Below are 17,132 nucleotides of genomic sequence, written 5' to 3'. Positions count from 1 at the left end.
ACGCCACCCGGCCACTCTACGACCCCATTTAGTGCGCAAATCAGCCCAGCAACCGAAACAAACCAGCAGGTCAACAGGTCGCACTCGTCAAGACCTGCCGAACGTGGCAAAAGTCAGGTGTGCGGCAACGTATGGGAATGGTGCTCCACCGAGACCAAGCCGGGCCGACACGAACTGAAGGGCGCGGCCTGGACGAGCCCCTTCAACCGGGCCACGCCGTCATCGTTCAACGACGCGGCTGCGTCGATGTGCGATGACGACACTGGTTTCCGGTGCGTGGCCGGGTCCGAAGTGCTCGGAATCTGAGGCTGCCTAGGTTCTGACTCTGACACGTGCAGCCGTACGTACACGTTGTGTCAGGAGTTCACGTAGATCGGCTTGTACAAGGTTTTGGTCTTCAAGGGTGACTGCCAAGGCATAGCGCTGCATGGCGTATTCGGAGTTCTGACGGGCCCAGGTCTGCGCCTTATGAGTCACGACGATAAAAAAGGTATCGTCATCGTCGACGAAGGTCTTCTTTCGTCTCCAGGTTCGGACTTGCAAGGTTGCGTTGCTAAATGTGTTGGTACCGGGATCGAGCTTAAGTTGACGAACGTCTCTGGCTAGTTCGCGAGATTCGTCCGGATCCTGCCGAACGAGCATCTCGGCCAACTCGTTTGGGTCGATGTTGCGGTATATATCGATCGTCATGGCGCCAGCAAGATATTCACGGCGTTGGCGTCGAACTGGAGGATCGAAAGCCAGGGCTACTGTGATTCTGCGTTCTCCTCCACTGCCCCGGCGAAAGACCTCAGGCATAGGCAGCGGATGGATCTGCACGGTGTCGGTACTCATCTCACCGTCGTACGTCATGGTAACTCTACGGTTGTCGCTGTCGGTGGCTCGGTTGGAGCTTGGAGTGCCAAATCCGTAGAGTCGCAGTCGCTTGTGCGGCTCAGTCAGCGTTTCGGCTGGCGACGGGTGATCAGCACTGGAAGCCACCAGCGCCCTAATGAGGTTCGCAGAGGCATCGGGGTACGCATGCTTGACGTCGGCGGCTACGCGGGCAACCGCTGGCGCGGCAAAGCTGGTGCCGTTCACGGCTCCAAACATGCGCCCGTCGGCTCGTCGCGAGGACGTAGTAACCACACTCGCACCCGGATCGTTACTTACAACCTGGCCCGTGTCGGTGATCACCGTGTTCCCGCCGAAGTGAATGAGGTCGGGCTTGTTCCCTCGTTTGTTGTTGGTTCCCAGTCCCGGACCGCTCCGACTGAACGGCGACGCTTCGTATGCCTCAGCTGCGGCGCGCCAGCCAAAACGGTTAGGTATTTCTGCAGGTGCTCCGCTTTGCGCGATCGAGCCTACGGTGAGCGCAAGGGCTGCTGGGCCCGGTTCGGAGAGGCGGTGCTGGGGTGTGTAGAAGAACTCGGGCTTGTCGTCGAGAATGTGATGTCCGCTGGTGGTGTATCCGTTTAAGTCTATGTCGACATTGCCCGTGGGCACGACAATTACGATGTCGAGCTCGCGAACGAGTTCGTCGATGGTCTCTGTGAGGGGGTCCAGGTGCATATCATTGAAGGGTTCGGCATAGCCGACCGACAGGTTGAAGATCCGCACCCGATATTCTCTATGGAGGTGGCGTATCGCGTCTGCAACCAACTCATGCGGTACCGCATATGTAGCGAACCGCGGCGGGTTGCCTTGTCGGTTGGGGTCGGGTTCGAGAATCCGGACGGCGCGGACGGTCCCGACAGCAGTGATCGGAGCAAGGTCTCTGAGTTCTTCCGCTAGTTTAGGGTAGAGGACTCGTCCTGCAACTTCGGTACCGTGGCTTCCTGGCTGTTGCCAGGGATACTCCGACGGAGCGAGGGAGTCGACGGACAATATGCAACCATCAAGCAGTGGGTGAGCAGTGGCCGGAGCATCATCCATGATCCCGACGACGGCGCCCGGCTCGTCGACCCGACGCAGGTCCTCTTCGCCGAGGTTCCACCACTCGCGGAAGTCGATAAACGGGACGGGCGGCGTGCGTACGAATTCGACCACACTAGTGTCCAGGAGATCCCCCAACCCGATTGCGGTAACCTCGGCGCGCAGATAAGTGCGGCGGGCGGTAACAGAGCGCAGGAGGATGGAGCTCTGGGTACGTTCTAGTATCGTCTCGACGACATGTACGCGAGCATTCGCCTCATCCCAGTCGCTGGCCACCCATAGGCCGATATCAACGACTTGGCGACCGGTGAAGCTCTGGCCAATCTCATCAAGTCCCGGGCCACGGCGGTCCTCGGGACCGTAGGGTTCAATGTCGTCGATTAGGTCGAAGAAAGAGCGCAGGTCGCCGGTGCGTCGGTACCGCTCAATTGCCTGCGCGAGCGCATCACCTTGGTCGTCGGAGAGCACAAAGTATGTATAGTTTTGGGTTTCGCCCAAGACGCTCAGTCCTTGGCGCCCGAAGACGGATTCGTCGGTAGGCCTCGCCGTGGCCCTGACCTTGAATACCAACGCCGGGTCAACGCCTCTATCTATGCGGCGCGGCGCGCGCGCCGTGTCAGTCAGTTGCTGCTGGAGATGGCGTCCGTGCGCGCCACGCTGTCGGTGCGGCGCACCCCCACCTCCTCCGCCGGCTCGCCGGGACGGTAGACGTCGTGGTTCAGGCAGGATCAGATGCTCGCTCATTACTCAGCCTCACCACCGCCGCGACATAACGCTAGAGAATACCGCCTCGATGTCGTTTGGTTCGACCGTTTGGCTACGCCGTAATAGAGCGTGGCGTCGGGCGTCTACGAGAAGCTTCTCGGCTGCTGAATGAGGCAGGCCTTTGAGATTGCTTGCGTAGTGGTCAATGTCGATACCGCTGTGCCGCACTCTCTTAAGGCGCAGCCTGAGGAGTCGGCGCAGCTCGTGCACCGTGGGCTTGCGGAATGTGAGCACCTCGTCGAAGCGACGCCATAATGCGTGGTCGAGCAGTCCTGAGTGGTTCGTGGCGGCAAGTAGCAGGCTCGGCCCCCGATAACGATCGGTCATTTGAAGGAAAGCCGTGACGACCCGCTTCATTTCGCCGTGTTCGGCTTGATCGTCGCGGGATCGACCCAATGCATCGAATTCATCGAACAGGACCACAAAGGGTGCTTGATTGGCGTAGTCTAGAATGCGGCGCAAGTTGCTGGCAGTCTCGCCGAGGTACGATGACACGACCGCGTCGATACGCACTAGTAGAAACGGGCGACCGAGCTCAGCGGCCAGCGCTTCAGCCGCGGTGGTCTTTCCGCATCCGGGAGGCCCTTCGAACAAGAGCCGTTGTCGACGAGGGATCGATGCCGCGTCCAGCTCCGGCCAGTGGCGAACCTCATCGGCAATCCCATCAAGAGCTTCCACGAGTCTGGGGGCTAGCACGAGATCCTCGAGCAGGCGTTCGGGATGTCGGGCTTCGCCAAGGTCCCACTCACCCTCGCGATCCTTGGGCGGCGTGGGAACGATTACTGTCGAGCCAGAATCTATGGGATCCCCGCTGGCGACCAGCAGCTTCTGTAGGTCACGTGCCAGGCTGTTGTGATGCTTTGCCTGTTCCTCCTCGATGATCTCCATCCCGGCGCGTCGGAACGCCAGCTCGTCACGGTCATGAAACGCCTTGAATAACTCCTTCAACTGCCGCCCGGCCATAGTGCAAGCATACGAGCTGGCGCACGCCCAGCGCCTCAAGGCGCGGCCGATCACACTCGGCTGGACTCAGTCTTCCGTAGCTACTTGGTCCTTGCTCGTGCTCAACGCCGTGGCGGTAGCGTTTCGGGTGAGCGCAATTGATCGCGTAGCAAAGGCGTAGGCGCGCCTGATGCCAGCATCGCGGCGTTAGACACTCGTTTAGGTGAGAAGGATCCAATCCTGGTAGTACGCTCATGTCGTGGTGAGGCTAGCGTTGACGGCGAATGGCAAGGTGCGCGACGGCTATTGCCCCTCCGCGGTGCGCTTGCGCGCCACCGTTGATCCCGCAGGCCCCATGTCGAAGTGCAACGGACGAGCCCGATGCGCTGGAAGCGGGACCGAACTGGTAACCGGTTCGCGGATGCTTCAGTCTCAGCTTCAGTCTCAGTCCGTGCGGGTTCGCCGCCGTGGCTGATGTCGCTAACGTCTCATGACCTGTAGTGGAGCGACGTCATGGACGCTGTGAACGTGTCGTCCTGGAACTTGAAAGCGAGCGACCCGAGAGGGTCCGGGGGTTCGAATCCCCCCGCCTCCGCTCCGGTAACCATCGACGCGACCGGCCGGTGACGTGGTCACCGCGCCGAGCCACCGTCGAGCAGCCGCGCGGTCCGGACAGCGAGAGTGAGTTCGAAGCGGTGGCGCGGGTCGGTCAGCCTGCTACCGAAGAGCTTGTCCAGCTGGCGCATGCGGTAGCGCACCGTCTGCGGGTGGATCCGTAGCTGCGCCGCGATCGAGGCGACCTGACCGCGGGAGCTCAGCCACGCGTGCAGCGTGTCGAGCATTCGGTCTCGCTGGTGCCTGGTCAGCCCACTGAGCGGAGCCAGGTGCCGGTCGACGAGCATACGGCCGAGCGAGTCGTCGGCCAGCAGCGTCAGGGTGGTCTCGTGCTCGGTGCAGTCGATGACCTGCGTGTCCGGTATCAGTCGGCGTCGGCTGAGGTCGAGCGCGCGCCGCGCGACACGCAGGGAGTGGTGCGTCCCTTCCGGACGGGCCGGTGGCCCGACAGCGGCTCGCCAACCGGGCAGCGCGCTGGTCAGCTGCCGCAACAACGGGTCGTCCGCCGCGGCGATCAGGCACGGCTCCGTGCTGTCCAGGTCGACCAGGACCTGGGGGCCGAGTTCGCCCGGAGGGGCGTGGTCGGCTTCGCGCGGCCGCTGGAGCGCGACCGCGCTGACGGTGCCGGGTAGTTCCCAGCCGGCCTCGGTGGCTGCGTCGACGAAGCCCTGCTCGCTCGCTGGCGGATCGGTGACGAGCAGCTCCAGCAGTCTCGCGCGCTCGCGCTCGCCGGTACGCGTGGCGTTCGAGCGAGCGTGCTCGTAGCCTTCGGTGGCCGCCGTGGTCAGTTTGCTGCTCTGGACGGCGATCATGCCGGCGTACCGCCGCACGGTGTCGGCGGGCACCCCTCGGTGCTTCGCGTAGTTGGTTACGTGCCGCGCAACGATCCGCGTGCCGATCCGGCACGCCGCCTGCATCGTCTCTACCGGGCGACCGGCGCGGAACTCCATCTCACCGATCCCGCGGAACATCGCCGTCCAGTCGTCCCGCGAGACGTTCGGTTCGACGATAGCGTCGATACCCCGCAGGATCACCGCGCGCACCGACGTCAGGACGATCTCCCCGTAGACCTCATCGAGCGGACCGGCGTACGCGGGGACGTGTTGACGCACGCCGTTCATCACGGCCCGTGCCAGCCGGCTGGCATAGGGGCGGAAATCCTGGGCGAGGTCGCTCAGCGACGGGTTCGGCGAGGTCCTGCCGGAGTGCTCGCCGGTGGTTCTCGGCCGGGGTTGGGCGCACGGCGGGCTCGGACGGTCGGTTACCGAATATGTCATGACGCTCGCTCACGGGAGGGACGGTCTGCGGTCCGGTAAGGCGTGTGGCGCCGCCTGTGTCCACCATCCCGTTACTGCCGGTTACGGCACATCGTGCGAAATACGTAGCTGTCTATCGCCGCACCCGTTTCACCCGTTCGTGGCTACCCCGCGAGCGCTCAACCGTTCGCCGGTGGACGTTCCACGAGCTGGCTGAGGTAGAGCTGCTCGCCCAGCGTGTCCATCATGTCGAGCTGGGTCTGCAGGTAGTCGATGTGGTGCTCCTCGTCCCGCAGGATCGTCTCGAAGAGGTTCGCGGTGGTGATGTCGCCCTTCTCGCGGCACGTCGCGATGCCCGGGACGATGCGCTCGAGCACCTCCTCCTCGATGGCCAGGTCGGAGCGGAACTGTTCCTTGATGCTCTGGCCGACGCGCAGGTTGAACAGGCGCTGGTAGTTCGGCAACCCGCCGAGGTAGAGGATCCGGTCGGTGATCCACTCGGCATGGTGCATCTCCTCGATGGACTCTTCCCGGGATTTCTCGGCGAGCTTCGTGAAACCCCAGTCGGCCTGCATCTTCGAATGCAGGAAGTACTGATTGATCGCGGTGAGCTCGCTGGTCAGTTGCTCGTTCAGCAACGAGATAACGTCTTCGTCCCCACGCATGGCTCCGCCTTTCGATTGCCGATAGGCAGGACGGTATCGCCGGTGTGGGGTGTGTTCAACTCGGGAGGGTCAGGCGCTGCGGGACAGTTCCTCGTCGGCCCGCGTGCGTGGCTCGGCCTCAGCGAGCAGGCACTCGAGCCGCTCCACGCAGCTACCGCAGCCGGATCCCGCTCCGCAGCGGTCACCGATGCTGTCGACCGTGCGCGCCCCCGAGAGGATCGCGGCATGCACCTGCTGCGTGGTAGCGGCGGCACAGATGCATACGTACACGGATTCTTCCTTCCTCCGAGTGATCGTAAGGTAAGCCTAACCAAATAGGTCGCCGCCGCGCAAGACGTCCGCTCCGGTCGATGGCCCGCACCGCGGGGTGGTGTACCTCACGTGACCAGCCGGGTCGTGGTGTTCGCTGTGCCACGCCGGCGTCGCGGGTGACCACCAAGGGGCTTAGTCTGCCCGGGTGATGAGCGGATGACGTGGTGGCAGGCAGTCGTGATCGTCCTGGCGGGAACCTGGGCGGGCACGATCAACACCGTGGTCGGCTCGGGAACGCTGATCACCTTTCCCGTGCTGGTCGCGCTGGGGTACCCGCCCGTAACGGCGACGACGTCGAACGCCATCGGGCTGGCCCCGGGGGCGATCAGCGGCTCCGTCGGCTACCGCAGGGAACTCGCGGGCCAGCGTGATCGCGTGCTGCGCTTCGCGCTCTTCTCGGTGATCGGTGCCGGGGTCGGTACGGCCCTGCTGCTGTCCCTGCCGGAGAAGGCGTTCGAGACCATCGTTCCGTGGCTCATCGGGCTGGCGGTGGTGCTGGTCCTCATCCAGCCGAAGGTGAGCGCCTGGGTCCTGCGCACCTCGAGCGGCGACGCGCCGCGCGGCGGACTGCTGATCCTGCCTCTGGTCTTCGTGATCGGCATCTACGGCGGGTACTTCACGGCAGCACAGGGTGTGCTGCTGATGGGGGTGCTCGGCATCCTCGTGCGGGACTCCCTGCAACGGCTCAACGCGCTCAAGAACGTGCTCGCTGCCGCGGTGAACGTCGTGGCGGGCACGGTCTACGCGTTCCTCGCCCCGGTGAGCTGGCCGGTGATCGCGTTACTCGCGATCAGCTCCACGCTCGGCGGGCTGCTCGGAGCCAAGATCGGCAGGAGGCTCCCGCCGCGCGTACTGCGGGCCACCATCATCGTGATCGGCGTGGCCGCGATCGCCAACTTCCTCCTGTCCTGACCCTGCGGTTCAGAACGTGCGCGTCGCTTCGAGCAGCGTGTCGTTCTCCTCGGGGGTGCCGATTGTGACGCGGACGCCGTCCCCGGCGAACGGGCGGACGACGACCTTGTTGGCCAGCGCGTGCTCGGCGAACTCCGCGGCGCGGTCGCCGAGCGGCAGCCACACGAAGTTCGCCATCGACTCGGGAACGGCGTAACCCTGGTCCAGTAATGCCGCGCGCACCCGGTCCCGCTCGCGGGAGATGTCGGCGCAGCGGGAGAGAAGCTCGTCCGCCGCGTCCAGTGACGCTACGGCGGCCGCTTGTGCCAGCGCGTTGACGCTGAACGGGATGCATGTCTTGCGTACGGCCTCGACGATCGTGGGCTGGCCGACGAGGTAGCCCACGCGCAGTCCCGCCAGGCCGTAGGCCTTGGAGAAGGTGCGGCACACGGCGACGTTGTCGCGCTCGGCGACCAGCCGCAATCCGTCGGGGACATCGGGGCCGTTGACGAACTCCGCGTACGCCTCGTCGAGCACGACCAGGACGTGCGAGGGCACCGCGTCGAGGAACCGTTCGAGCGCCGCGGTGCGCACGACCGTGCCGGTCGGGTTGTTCGGGTTGCACACGAACACCACCCGGGTCTCGGGGGTGATCGCGTCGAGCATCGCGTCCAGGTCGTGCACGTGGTGCTCGTCCAGCGGGACCGTCCGCTGCCGTACCCCGACGACCTGCGCGAGGATCGGGTAGGCCTCGAAGGATCGCCAGGCGAACAGCACCTCGTCACCGCTGTTGCACATCGCCTGCATGACCTGCTGGCACAGCGATACCGAGCCGCAACCGACCGCGACCTGCTGCTGCGGGACGCCCAGGCCGGTGGACAGCCGTTCGAGCAGCGCGTACGAACCCATGTCCGGGTACCGGTTCACCGAGCTCGTCGCTTGCGCGATCGTGTCGGCCACGCTGGGCAGTGGTGCGAGCGGCACCTCGTTGCTGGCGAGTTTGATGGCTCCCGGTACGGACTTGCCCGGGACGTAGGGGGGCAGCGAGTCGAGGTCGGCGCGAGGCGACGCGGGCATGTTCGGCTCCTTGCTGTGCGCTCGGCTGTCGGGTCGGTGTGCCCTCCGACACTAGCGGCCCGCACCGAAACCGGACACACGGCCGCGTGACAGCGGGTAGCCTCCACTCGAACCACACGTGTACGACGACGAGGGATCCATGACAGAGCCAGCCTCGAACCAGCCGCCGGAGTGGCAGCAGCAGCCGCAACCGGGTGTCCCCCCGCAGTACTACTACCCGCATCCCGCCCCGACACCGACCAACGGCATGGCCATCGCGTCGCTCGTGCTCGGCATCCTGTGGTTGTACTGGCTCGGTTCGGTCCTCGCCGTGATCTTCGGGCACGTTGCGCTGCGGCAGACCGCGGAGCGCGGGGACGGGGGCCGTGGGTTGGCGATCGCCGGCCTCGTACTCGGCTATGTGGGACTCGGTGTTCTCGTGGCTGTACTGGTAATCGTCACCGTGGCGGTCGGTTTCTCCGCGTAGCGGAGAGCGGTGTACCGAGCACGGGTCGGGTTGCCGGTTACGTGCGTCGGCACCCTGGCGGACTGAACGGGCAGTGAGCTAGGAAGGGTGCATGACATCCCAGACCCAATCCCCCGCTGACGCTCCCGAGGTGCTGTGGCGGCCCGACCCTGCCGAGGTGGCCGACACGCGTATGGCACGTTTCCGCGAGTGGTTGCGCACGAACCGCGCCGTCGATGTGGATGACTACGACCAGCTGTGGGAGTGGTCGGTCGCCGACATCGACGAGTTCTGGTCGGCGTGCGCAGACTACTTCGGCTTGCGCTGGCACGACCGGCCGGAGCGGGTGCGCGACGGTGACCGGATGCCCGGGGTGCGCTGGTTCCCCGGGGGCACGCTGAACTACGCCGAGCACGCCCTCGCCCCGGGTGTTGGCGGGGCGGCCAAGGCCGACGACGAGCTGGCGGTGATCTTCCACCGTGAGGACGGGCTGGCCGAGCAGGTCACCTACGGGCAACTGCGCTCCCGGGTGGCCGCGGCACGTGCGGCGCTGCGTGAGATGGGGGTCGGTCGGGGCGATCGGGTGGTGGCGCTGGCGCCGAACTGCCCGGAGATCCTGGTGGCGTTCCTGGCCGCGGCGAGCCTCGGCGCGGTCTGGTCGTCGTGCTCGCCGGACTTCGGGGTGCGCGCGATCGCCGACCGGTTCGTGCAGATCGAACCGAAGGTGCTGGTCACGGCCAACGGCTACGCCTACAACGGCCGGACGTTCGACGTGCGGGACACGGTGGCCACGCTGACCTCGGAGATCGGCACGTTGACCGATGTCGTGGCGATCGACTACGTCGATGTCGGTCCGGTCGCGGGCGCGCACGACTGGTCGGGGCTGCTGGCGCGGCACGAGGGCGCCGAGCTGGCCTTCGACCCGGTGCCGTTCGAGCATCCGCTGTGGGTGCTGTACTCCTCGGGCACCACCGGGTTGCCCAAGGGCATCGTGCACGGGCACGGGGGCATCACCCTGGAACACCTGAAGTCGTTGGCTCTGCACCTCGACCTCGGCCTCGGTGAACGGTTCTTCTGGTTCACCACCACGGGCTGGATGATGTGGAACTTCGTCATCTCCGGGCTGCTGGTGGGGGCGGCGGTCGTGCTGTACGATGGCAGTCCCGGCTACCCGGACCTGCGGGCGCTCTGGCGGCTGGCCGAGCAGCACCGCGTCACCTACTTCGGCACCTCGGCGCCGTTCGTGCATACCTGCATGAAGCAGCACCTCGACCCTGCCGGCGAGTACGACCTGTCCGCGTTGCGGGCGGTAGGCACCACAGGTGCGCCGCTGAACTCGGAAGGGTTCCGGTGGATCGTCGACTCGCTCGGCCGCGACGCGAAGGGCCGGCCGGTGCAGATCTGCTCGGTGTCCGGCGGTACGGACGTGTGCACGGCATTCCTCGGATCCGCTCCCGACGTGCCGGTCTGGCAGGGTGAGCTGTCCTGCCGCGCGCTCGGAGCGGCCGTGGCCGCCTACGACGAGGACGGCAACGAGGTGATCGACGACGTGGGCGAGCTCGTGATCACCAAGCCGATGCCGTCCATGCCGGTGTTCTTCTGGAACGACGAGGACGGCTCGCGGCTGCGCGCGGCATACTTCGAGGACTTCCCCGGGGTGTGGCGGCACGGCGACTGGGTACGCATCACCCCGCGCGGCTCGGCGGTGATCTACGGCCGCAGCGACTCCACGCTCAACCGCGGCGGGGTGCGGATGGGCACCTCCGAGTTCTACCGCGTGGTGGAAGGCGACGAGCAGGTGCTCGACTCCCTGGTGATCGACACGACACGCGCCGGTGAGGAGGAAGGCAAACTGCTGTGCTTCGTCGTGCTGGCCGAGGGAGCCGACCTGGCGGAGGTGCAGCCGAGGCTACGCACCGAGTTGCGGTCGGAACTGTCCCCGCGGCACGTGCCGGACGAGTTCATCCCTGTCGACGACGTGCCGCGCACGTTGAACGGCAAGAAGTGCGAGGTGCCGGTGAAGAAGATCCTGGCGGGCACCGCGCCGGAGAAAGCGGTCAGCGCGGACGCGCTGGCCAACCCGGACGCGCTTGAGTCGTTCATCGCCCGCGCCGGTCACGGCTGACCTCAGCCGGAGGTGGCGGGGGCGCTTTGTCGGCAGTGTGAGCTGGCCTGTAACCTGTCTGGGCAGTGGCCGTTGGGCCCTGGGAGGCTTCGCCTAGTTGGTCTATGGCGCCGCACTGCTAATGCGGTTGGGGTTTACGCCCCTCGCGGGTTCGAATCCCGCAGCCTCCGCCACCCGGTTGCGGCAGCGATCGGAGCACCGGTTAGGCTGACTAGCCGGATAACAAAACAGGCGCCCGTAGCTCAACGGATAGAGCATCTGACTACGGATCAGAAGGTTTGGGGTTCGAATCCCTACGGGCGCGCCAAACTCCCAGGTCACAGACCTGGGAGTTCGTATGTGGCGACCCTGTTGCCGATTAATTGCCAAGCTTCATTCCGACCTGTCAGGCATGATCGTGTCCAGTGCATCGGCGCTGGCACGTGAGCGCTGGCCCCGACCCATGTAACTGTTCAGCGTCATGGACGGGTAGGAGTGCCCCAAGACATCAGCGATCTGCCTGGCGATCAGTCCAGCCTCGTCGAGCAGTGTTCCGACCGTTTTGCGCAGCGTGTGGAAGGTCAACCACTCGTACTCGGCGCGCTTGCGGAGATAGCGTCCGTGTTGGGTATCACGAAGGGGCGTGTCACGCAGATCCGTAGCACTGCGCCGGGGGCGGAACGGGTGATCTTCGGTGTCGGCCCCGTCAGCGTCGGCGTTCCGTATCGGTACCAGAGCACCGATCGCGAGCGTCCGCTGATCGCAGCCGAGGGTGCGCAGACGGGTGACCAACTGGAGCAACTGCTGGGCGCGTTGTCGTTCGAGGTGACGCGCTACCAGATAGAGCCCGACCGCAGTGAGGTACCGGCAGGGGACACGATCGTGGTGTGTGGCCCGAAGTCCGCACCCGTCGGGGCGGATCTCTTGGGGCGTGACCCAGTGCTGGCGATCGTGGAGGCCGAAGGTCGCTGGTGGATCGAGCATCAGACGACGGGGGAGCGGTATGGGTCGCCGAGTGATGACAGCGCAGGGCGGGACGCGGACGTCGCGTATGTCGCGGCTCATCGCATGGACGACCGCGTGATCGTGCATATCGCGGGTATCCACGCCATCGGATCACTCGGGGCGGCCCACTACCCCACGACGCATCTCGCAGACGTGTATCGCGAGGTGGGGGAGAAGTCCTTCTCGCTTGCCGTGCGAGCCGACTACGACGGGCTGACCATCACGGGTAGTGAATTGGCGGCAGGTCCGTATGTGTGGTGACCCGCCGCAGATCGCGACCGCGCAGGTCCCGCCGATCGGCGAGAGCGACGACAAGATCTTCACCACCGACCACGCGGTGATCGTGCTGGACGGGGCGTCTGCGTTCGTGCCCGTCGAACTTCCAGCATCGACGTACGCCGATCGTCTGGGCCGCGAGCTACGGCAGCAGTTGACTGCCGAGCCACGCGCCGATCTCGCCGAGGTGCTCTACACCGCGATCGAGGCCACGGCGCACGAGTTTGACCTTCGACCAGGCGAGTCCCCCTCCAGCACTGTGGCGATCGCGAGAGCGCGAGCGAGGTGGCTGGATGTGCTCGTGCTGGGCGATACCGACGTCATCACGCCTGGCCACGCGGTCAAGGACGTGCGGATCGACGCTTTGGACCTCGCGCCGCGACGCAGGTATCGCGAGCGGTTGGCCGCAGGGACCGGGTACGACGATGAGCATCGTCGCCTGCTGCGCGAGCTGCAGCACGAGCAGGCGAAGCACCGCAACCGCGAGGGCGGGTACTGGATCGCCGAAGCTGCGCCGGAAGCGGCGAAGCATGCTCTTACCGAGCAGCTGCCCGCCAGCGAGACGCCGTGGGCAATCCTCGTGACGGACGGAGCCTACGAGGTGATGGAACACCTCGACCTCGACGACTGGCCCCAGCTCGCCGAGGCAATGTCTAGCGAGCTGGAAGCTACACTGCGACGCTGCCATACCTGGGAACAGCACGAGGATCCCGACGCCCGATCGCTACCGCGTGCCAAGCGGCACGACGACAAGAGCATCGCCACCATCCAGTGCCAGACCAGCGCGAGGTCTTGAGCCGAGCAGCGCCGCGAGCCGGAGACGGCGTGAGCTTGTGTTCAGACTTTCCTTACTTCATCAAGGCGGCCCCTTCGGGGCCGCTGGCCTCCGAGGTTCCACCACGGCCGCCAGGGCGCGGGGCGTGCGGGCTGCCGCCCGGTCCCCGCGCCCGCGGCCGTGTCACGTCGGAGAGGCCAGCGCATGCGCCGAAGGGGCCGCCAATGGGGGAGAGGTACCGAACAAGAGATGCCCTCGCCGGGCGGGCAGGCTCCGGGATGACCTCGAGCGGCGGGGCGAGCCCGGTCGGTTGGGCAGGGTCGAGTTCTGTGCTGGTCATCCCGTCGCCTTCCTGATGGCTATCACACCGCTCCAGAGCCGCAAGCGGGACAGCCGCCGAACGCCAGCCGAGACCACCGGTTGCGGCTCCTCCACGGCGTGATCTGGACGCCATCAGGCGACGGGATGACCAGCAACAGCCTCATGTGCGCAGGGAAGTACTTTGGTACATGGCGCAGGGCGGCGAACGTAACGCATACCGGTAGTTGACCGATATCTATTGGTCAGTGCGCGTAGGCGTCTATTTGAGGATCGAAGTGCAGATAGTAGACGAGAACCAGTACAGGGCCCTGAGTTTCGTAGCATTCGCAAATAGCGGTGGAAACAGGCCCAAAGAAGCCGAGCTAATGGAATGGCTGCGGAATCCAGGACCTAAGCCTTCACGGAAAGGACCACTACTCAATCCTGGACGCCCGGCAAAGTACCGTACTGTTGGCGGCATGTACGACTCGTCAGCATTCGACAATCTTCGCAAGATGTCTGACGATTGGCAAAAGATGCTTTCGCGACTATCGTCAGGGATGCTGAGCAGTAACATTTATAGCATCCTAGGAAAAAGAGAGCTTGTTGAAGCCGAGGTGCCAGCCGAATATGGACCCGATGCTCCGAAAGAAGGTTTTGTTGAGCACCTCATTCGACTTGGCTGGGCGGAAAGAGACGACCAAGGCGGATTGGGATTGACCCCGCTCGGGAGAGCGCTACTTCGCAGCGAAGATGCTGCAGAGAGCGACGCGGATTCCTACGATGTAGTGGTGCTAGACGCGGGTAATGAACTGTCCTATCCGGTGTTGGTGCAGCGAATTGCAGAAGCCGGTGATGCGATTTTGATCGATCCGTACCTACGCGTTGAGCAACTTCTTGTCGTTCGCAATCATACTTCTATTTCACGTGTCATGGTATCTTCGCAGTTACCAAAAGAAGATCGAGCTGCAATGGCTGTACTGGTCGAAAACGACACGGACCGACCCCTTGAGCTTCGTATGGCCGAGCGTGGGGTTCTGCATGATCGAATGGTGATCGGTGATAATACGGCGTTCACAATCGGCACTTCCCTGAACACGATCGGCAAGCAGCACCCAACGATCCTTACACCGCTTCCGGAGGCTGCAAGGGATGGCATGCGAGTGCACGTCGAGAAATGGTGGAACGACGCCCAAACCATTGCGGTCTACCCACCAATTGATCCCGAGCAACCGGAAGGCGACGAGTAGGCGTCCCGATTGCCAACTTATCGCCAAGATTCGTTATCGAATGCTACTCAATAACGACAAGCGTTCGATGATTCTGCCAGCGTTCCGATGCAGGTAATCGGGCATGTCGACAGGTATTGACAACCATCGACATGCACGGAATCGGCATCAGAAGGTTTGGGGTTCGAATCCCTACGGGCGCGCCGCAGTGACCAGGGGACTTGCTGGCAAGTTTGGTTGAACGCTGGTTCGCGTGACCCATGATGTGACCCAACGAGGGCCACAGTGTGGGGCATGGCGAGCCAGCGTTCGCGTCGTACGAAGGTCCAGCGTGGGGTTGTCGCCACGCTGAGCAGCGGTGCGTTACGTGTCCGGGTGGATGCCGGGCTCGACCCGGACACCAAGAAGCGGCACCGTCTGACCGAGATCATTCCGTCCGACACCCCGGACGAGGACGCCGAGGCCGACAAGGCCCGGATCCGGCTGGTCAACGAGGTCCACGAGCGGCGCAACCCGAAGGCCCGGGCCACGGTGGATCAGCTCCTCAAGCGGCATCTCGGTGACTTCGGTGGCGCCTGGTCGACTGAGCACAACTATCGCAATCTGTGGGCCAACCACGTCTCGCCGTTCATCGGCACGGTCAAGGTCGGTGAGCTGGATGCCGACATTCTCGATTCACTGTATGCGGAGCTGCGTCGCTGCCGTGACCACTGCACGGGCCCGTTCACGCAGCACCGCACCGATCACCAGCATGAGTGTGACCGGCGATGCGGGCCTCACCGGTGCAAACCGCTCGGGGTCTCGGCGATCCGGCAGATCCACTGGCTCTTGTCGGGTGCCTACCGGCGTGCAGTGCGCTGCAAGTGGGTGACGACCAGCCCGATCGATGATGCCGAGCCGCCGCCGACACCTCCGATGCCGCAACCGCCGACCACGGCCGAGGCAGCCCGAATCCTGAACGAGGCGGCGACCAGCGATCTCGACTGGGCCACCCTGATCTGGTTGACGATGACCACCGGTGCGCGCCGCCACGAGCTGTGCGCCCTGCGGTGGACCGATCTGGAGGTCGACGGCGAGTATGCGGTGCTGTCGATCACCCGCGGCATCAGCAAGGACGCCGACGGGCAATGGGCCGAGCTTGGCACCAAAACGCACCAGCAGCGCCGAGTCACGCTGGATGCGGAGACCGCACAGGTGCTCGCTGAGCATCAGGACAGGTGCCGCTACCGCGTAGCCAAGATCGGACTTGAGCTGGCTGCGGATGCGTTCGTGTTCTCCGCCGAGCCAGACTACGGTCGCTTCCTGACGCCAGGGTCCGTCACCCAGCGATACAGCCGGATGGCGGAGCGCTTAGGCGTCGAGACCACGATCCACAAGCTACGGCACTACTCCGCCACTGAGCTGATCAAGGCAGGAGCCGATATCAACACCGTCGCCGGCCGCCGTGGCCATGGCGGGGGAGGAACCACGACACTGAAGGTCTACACGGCGTTCGTCTCCGAGGCTGATCAACGAGCCGCCGGTCAACTCCAGACCCGGATGCCGGAGCGCGATTGGACCCACGCCGACCCCGTCGAGCGGGCCAAAACCGATCCGCACGCTCCATACGAGCGGATCGCGGCGGCGATCCGCACGCAGGTCCTCAGCGGTGCCTTGCCGGACGGAGCGCAAGTCCCTACTGTGAAGGATCTGGCGAAGGAGCAAGGAGCTTCGGCCGGGACGGTAAATCGCGCATTAGCCCTACTCCGAGATTGGGGTCTGGTGCGTGAGGGCGGCCGCGGTCGTCGAGCGATTGTAGTGCGGCCACAGCAGGATTGGTTTGAGCAGGCAGCCGCCGAGGATGACGCTGGCACTCCTGCGGAAGCAGCTTCTCCATCTGGTGCGATCCCGCTTGATCTTCGATTGCTGTACCTCGGTGAGGAGGTCCGGCGACTTGATGCGAACGCAGACCGTACGGATGTTGAGCAGTTGAACAGGCTGCTTACCGGGGCGGCGCGCCGGTACGCCGGAGGCGACGTAGCATTCGGCGACTATGAGCTTGAGGTGCGTCGCGGTGACTCGAGCGAACTGGTCACGGTCTTTACGGCGTTGTAGATCACGAGGAGGGTGCACGACGTCCGCGTGGTGCTAGGGATTTGGGCGCCTCGCCACGTCGACCGAGTCCCGTCTGCACATGCACCTGCCTGCGAATCTGGTTGTCGACATGCTTGCGCCAGTGAGTTCGGTGGAGGATGCTGACGAGGCCGATCCTGTGCTGCGTTCGGAGGGGTGCCACCGGTGGATCAGCTTTCACGTGCCGTCGACACGTGTGTATCAACGAAGGGTATCGGCGGTCGCGTACTTAACTGTGCAGCTCTCACGAACCGGTAACAAGCGGTAACGCTGAACAGGCAGAGCGCTCCCTAGTTGTGATGTCCAGGCAGGTTGGTCAATCTGGTGATGGGTGGGGCTTTGCCGATTGCTGAGTGGGGCCGGTGGACTCTTCTATGTCTGTCAAGCCGGGGCGGGCTGGGCGTGGAGGGCTTCGAGCTTTCGGTAGATCTGGCGTGCGAGGTAGCGCT

General features: G+C 64.6%; 15 protein-coding genes and 2 tRNA genes. 10 read left to right on the top strand and 7 right to left on the bottom strand.

The window, feature by feature from the left end:
- A partial coding sequence (locus CHB84_RS22565; protein WP_141134770.1) for an SUMF1/EgtB/PvdO family nonheme iron enzyme occupies nt 1-306 on the top strand: 306 nt, incomplete at its 5' end.
- A 6-nt stretch (nt 307-312) separates the two neighbouring features.
- On the opposite strand, the gene CHB84_RS21220 is transcribed toward CHB84_RS22565, so the two are convergent.
- From CHB84_RS21220 to CHB84_RS21200, 5 genes are all read right to left on the bottom strand, one after another.
- Nucleotides 313-2,382 (bottom strand): S8 family peptidase, encoded by a 2,070-nt coding sequence (locus tag CHB84_RS21220; RefSeq protein WP_245818883.1) that lies wholly within the window; start codon nt 2,380-2,382, stop codon nt 313-315.
- Between the two features lie 285 nt (nt 2,383-2,667).
- Nucleotides 2,668-3,642, bottom strand: a complete 975-nt coding sequence (locus CHB84_RS21215; RefSeq protein WP_089303427.1) for an AAA family ATPase — start codon at nt 3,640-3,642, stop codon at nt 2,668-2,670.
- A 611-nt stretch (nt 3,643-4,253) separates the two neighbouring features.
- Nucleotides 4,254-5,513: a PucR family transcriptional regulator gene (locus CHB84_RS21210; protein WP_089303424.1), complete on the bottom strand. Its 1,260-nt coding sequence runs from the start codon at nt 5,511-5,513 to the stop codon at nt 4,254-4,256.
- Nucleotides 5,514-5,671: 158 nt separating this feature from the next.
- Complete coding sequence (gene bfr, locus CHB84_RS21205) at nt 5,672-6,157, bottom strand: bacterioferritin (RefSeq protein WP_089303423.1); 486 nt, start codon at nt 6,155-6,157, stop codon at nt 5,672-5,674.
- Between the two features lie 69 nt (nt 6,158-6,226).
- Complete coding sequence (locus CHB84_RS21200) at nt 6,227-6,427, bottom strand: (2Fe-2S)-binding protein (protein WP_089303422.1); 201 nt, start codon at nt 6,425-6,427, stop codon at nt 6,227-6,229.
- Between the two features lie 198 nt (nt 6,428-6,625).
- Here CHB84_RS21200 and CHB84_RS21195 point away from each other — a divergent pair, with 198 nt between their 5' ends.
- Nucleotides 6,626-7,381 (top strand): sulfite exporter TauE/SafE family protein, encoded by a 756-nt coding sequence (locus CHB84_RS21195; protein WP_089303421.1) that lies wholly within the window; start codon nt 6,626-6,628, stop codon nt 7,379-7,381.
- Between the two features lie 9 nt (nt 7,382-7,390).
- On the opposite strand, the gene hisC is transcribed toward CHB84_RS21195, so the two are convergent.
- Nucleotides 7,391-8,437, bottom strand: coding sequence for a histidinol-phosphate transaminase (hisC, locus tag CHB84_RS21190; protein WP_089303420.1), 1,047 nt, complete (start codon nt 8,435-8,437; stop codon nt 7,391-7,393).
- A 139-nt stretch (nt 8,438-8,576) separates the two neighbouring features.
- On the opposite strand from hisC, the gene CHB84_RS21185 reads away from it, so the two are divergent.
- The 4 genes from CHB84_RS21185 (at nt 8,577) to CHB84_RS21170 (ending at nt 11,314) form a co-directional block, all read left to right on the top strand.
- Nucleotides 8,577-8,903, top strand: coding sequence for a DUF4190 domain-containing protein (locus CHB84_RS21185; RefSeq protein ID WP_141134769.1), 327 nt, complete (start codon nt 8,577-8,579; stop codon nt 8,901-8,903).
- A gap of 91 nt (nt 8,904-8,994) precedes the next feature.
- Complete coding sequence (locus CHB84_RS21180) at nt 8,995-11,007, top strand: acetoacetate--CoA ligase (RefSeq protein ID WP_089303418.1); 2,013 nt, start codon at nt 8,995-8,997, stop codon at nt 11,005-11,007.
- 82 nt (nt 11,008-11,089) lie between these two features.
- A tRNA-Ser gene (locus tag CHB84_RS21175) sits at nt 11,090-11,180 on the top strand.
- Between the two features lie 58 nt (nt 11,181-11,238).
- Nucleotides 11,239-11,314, top strand: a tRNA-Arg gene (locus tag CHB84_RS21170).
- Nucleotides 11,315-11,379: 65 nt separating this feature from the next.
- Here CHB84_RS21170 and CHB84_RS23665 read toward each other — a convergent pair.
- Entirely contained in the window at nt 11,380-11,571 is a 192-nt protein-coding gene (locus CHB84_RS23665; RefSeq protein ID WP_245818882.1) for a tyrosine-type recombinase/integrase, read from the bottom strand.
- A 36-nt stretch (nt 11,572-11,607) separates the two neighbouring features.
- On the opposite strand from CHB84_RS23665, the gene CHB84_RS23660 reads away from it, so the two are divergent.
- The 4 genes from CHB84_RS23660 (at nt 11,608) to CHB84_RS21150 (ending at nt 16,665) form a co-directional block, all read left to right on the top strand.
- Nucleotides 11,608-12,252, top strand: coding sequence for a hypothetical protein (locus tag CHB84_RS23660; protein WP_245818881.1), 645 nt, complete (start codon nt 11,608-11,610; stop codon nt 12,250-12,252).
- Complete coding sequence (locus CHB84_RS21155; RefSeq protein ID WP_245818880.1) at nt 12,221-13,063, top strand: hypothetical protein; 843 nt, start codon at nt 12,221-12,223, stop codon at nt 13,061-13,063. The genes CHB84_RS23660 and CHB84_RS21155 overlap by 32 nt, the downstream gene beginning before the upstream one ends.
- Before the next feature lie 758 nt (nt 13,064-13,821).
- A complete protein-coding gene (locus CHB84_RS22560; RefSeq protein WP_141134768.1) occupies nt 13,822-14,592 on the top strand; it encodes a hypothetical protein in 771 nt (256 codons plus the stop codon).
- A 273-nt stretch (nt 14,593-14,865) separates the two neighbouring features.
- Complete coding sequence (locus CHB84_RS21150) at nt 14,866-16,665, top strand: tyrosine-type recombinase/integrase (RefSeq protein ID WP_089303415.1); 1,800 nt, start codon at nt 14,866-14,868, stop codon at nt 16,663-16,665.
- The last annotated feature ends 467 nt before the right edge of the window (nt 16,666-17,132 follow it).

It is taken from the genome of Haloechinothrix alba, from assembly GCF_900188115.1.
GTDB classification, from domain to species: Bacteria; Actinomycetota; Actinomycetes; order Mycobacteriales; family Pseudonocardiaceae; genus Haloechinothrix; species Haloechinothrix alba.
Note: the sequence above shows the minus strand (reverse complement) of the source record. Positions and strands in the feature narration are given on the sequence as shown.

Bases quoted from the DNA above. Each gene is read 5' to 3' on its own strand.
- CHB84_RS21210 (WP_089303424.1), bottom strand. From the start codon at position 5,513: ATGACATATTCGGTAACCGACCGTCCGAGCCCGCCGTGCGCCCAACCC.
- CHB84_RS21195 (WP_089303421.1), top strand. From the start codon at position 6,626: ATGACGTGGTGGCAGGCAGTCGTGATCGTCCTGGCGGGAACCTGGGCG.
- CHB84_RS21180 (WP_089303418.1), top strand. From the start codon at position 8,995: ATGACATCCCAGACCCAATCCCCCGCTGACGCTCCCGAGGTGCTGTGG.
- bfr (WP_089303423.1), bottom strand. From the start codon at position 6,157: ATGCGTGGGGACGAAGACGTTATCTCGTTGCTGAACGAGCAACTGACC.
- CHB84_RS22560 (WP_141134768.1), top strand. From the start codon at position 13,822: ATGTACGACTCGTCAGCATTCGACAATCTTCGCAAGATGTCTGACGAT.
- hisC (WP_089303420.1), bottom strand. From the start codon at position 8,437: ATGCCCGCGTCGCCTCGCGCCGACCTCGACTCGCTGCCCCCCTACGTC.
- CHB84_RS21150 (WP_089303415.1), top strand. From the start codon at position 14,866: ATGGCGAGCCAGCGTTCGCGTCGTACGAAGGTCCAGCGTGGGGTTGTC.
- CHB84_RS21185 (WP_141134769.1), top strand. From the start codon at position 8,577: ATGACAGAGCCAGCCTCGAACCAGCCGCCGGAGTGGCAGCAGCAGCCG.
- CHB84_RS21215 (WP_089303427.1), bottom strand. From the start codon at position 3,642: ATGGCCGGGCGGCAGTTGAAGGAGTTATTCAAGGCGTTTCATGACCGT.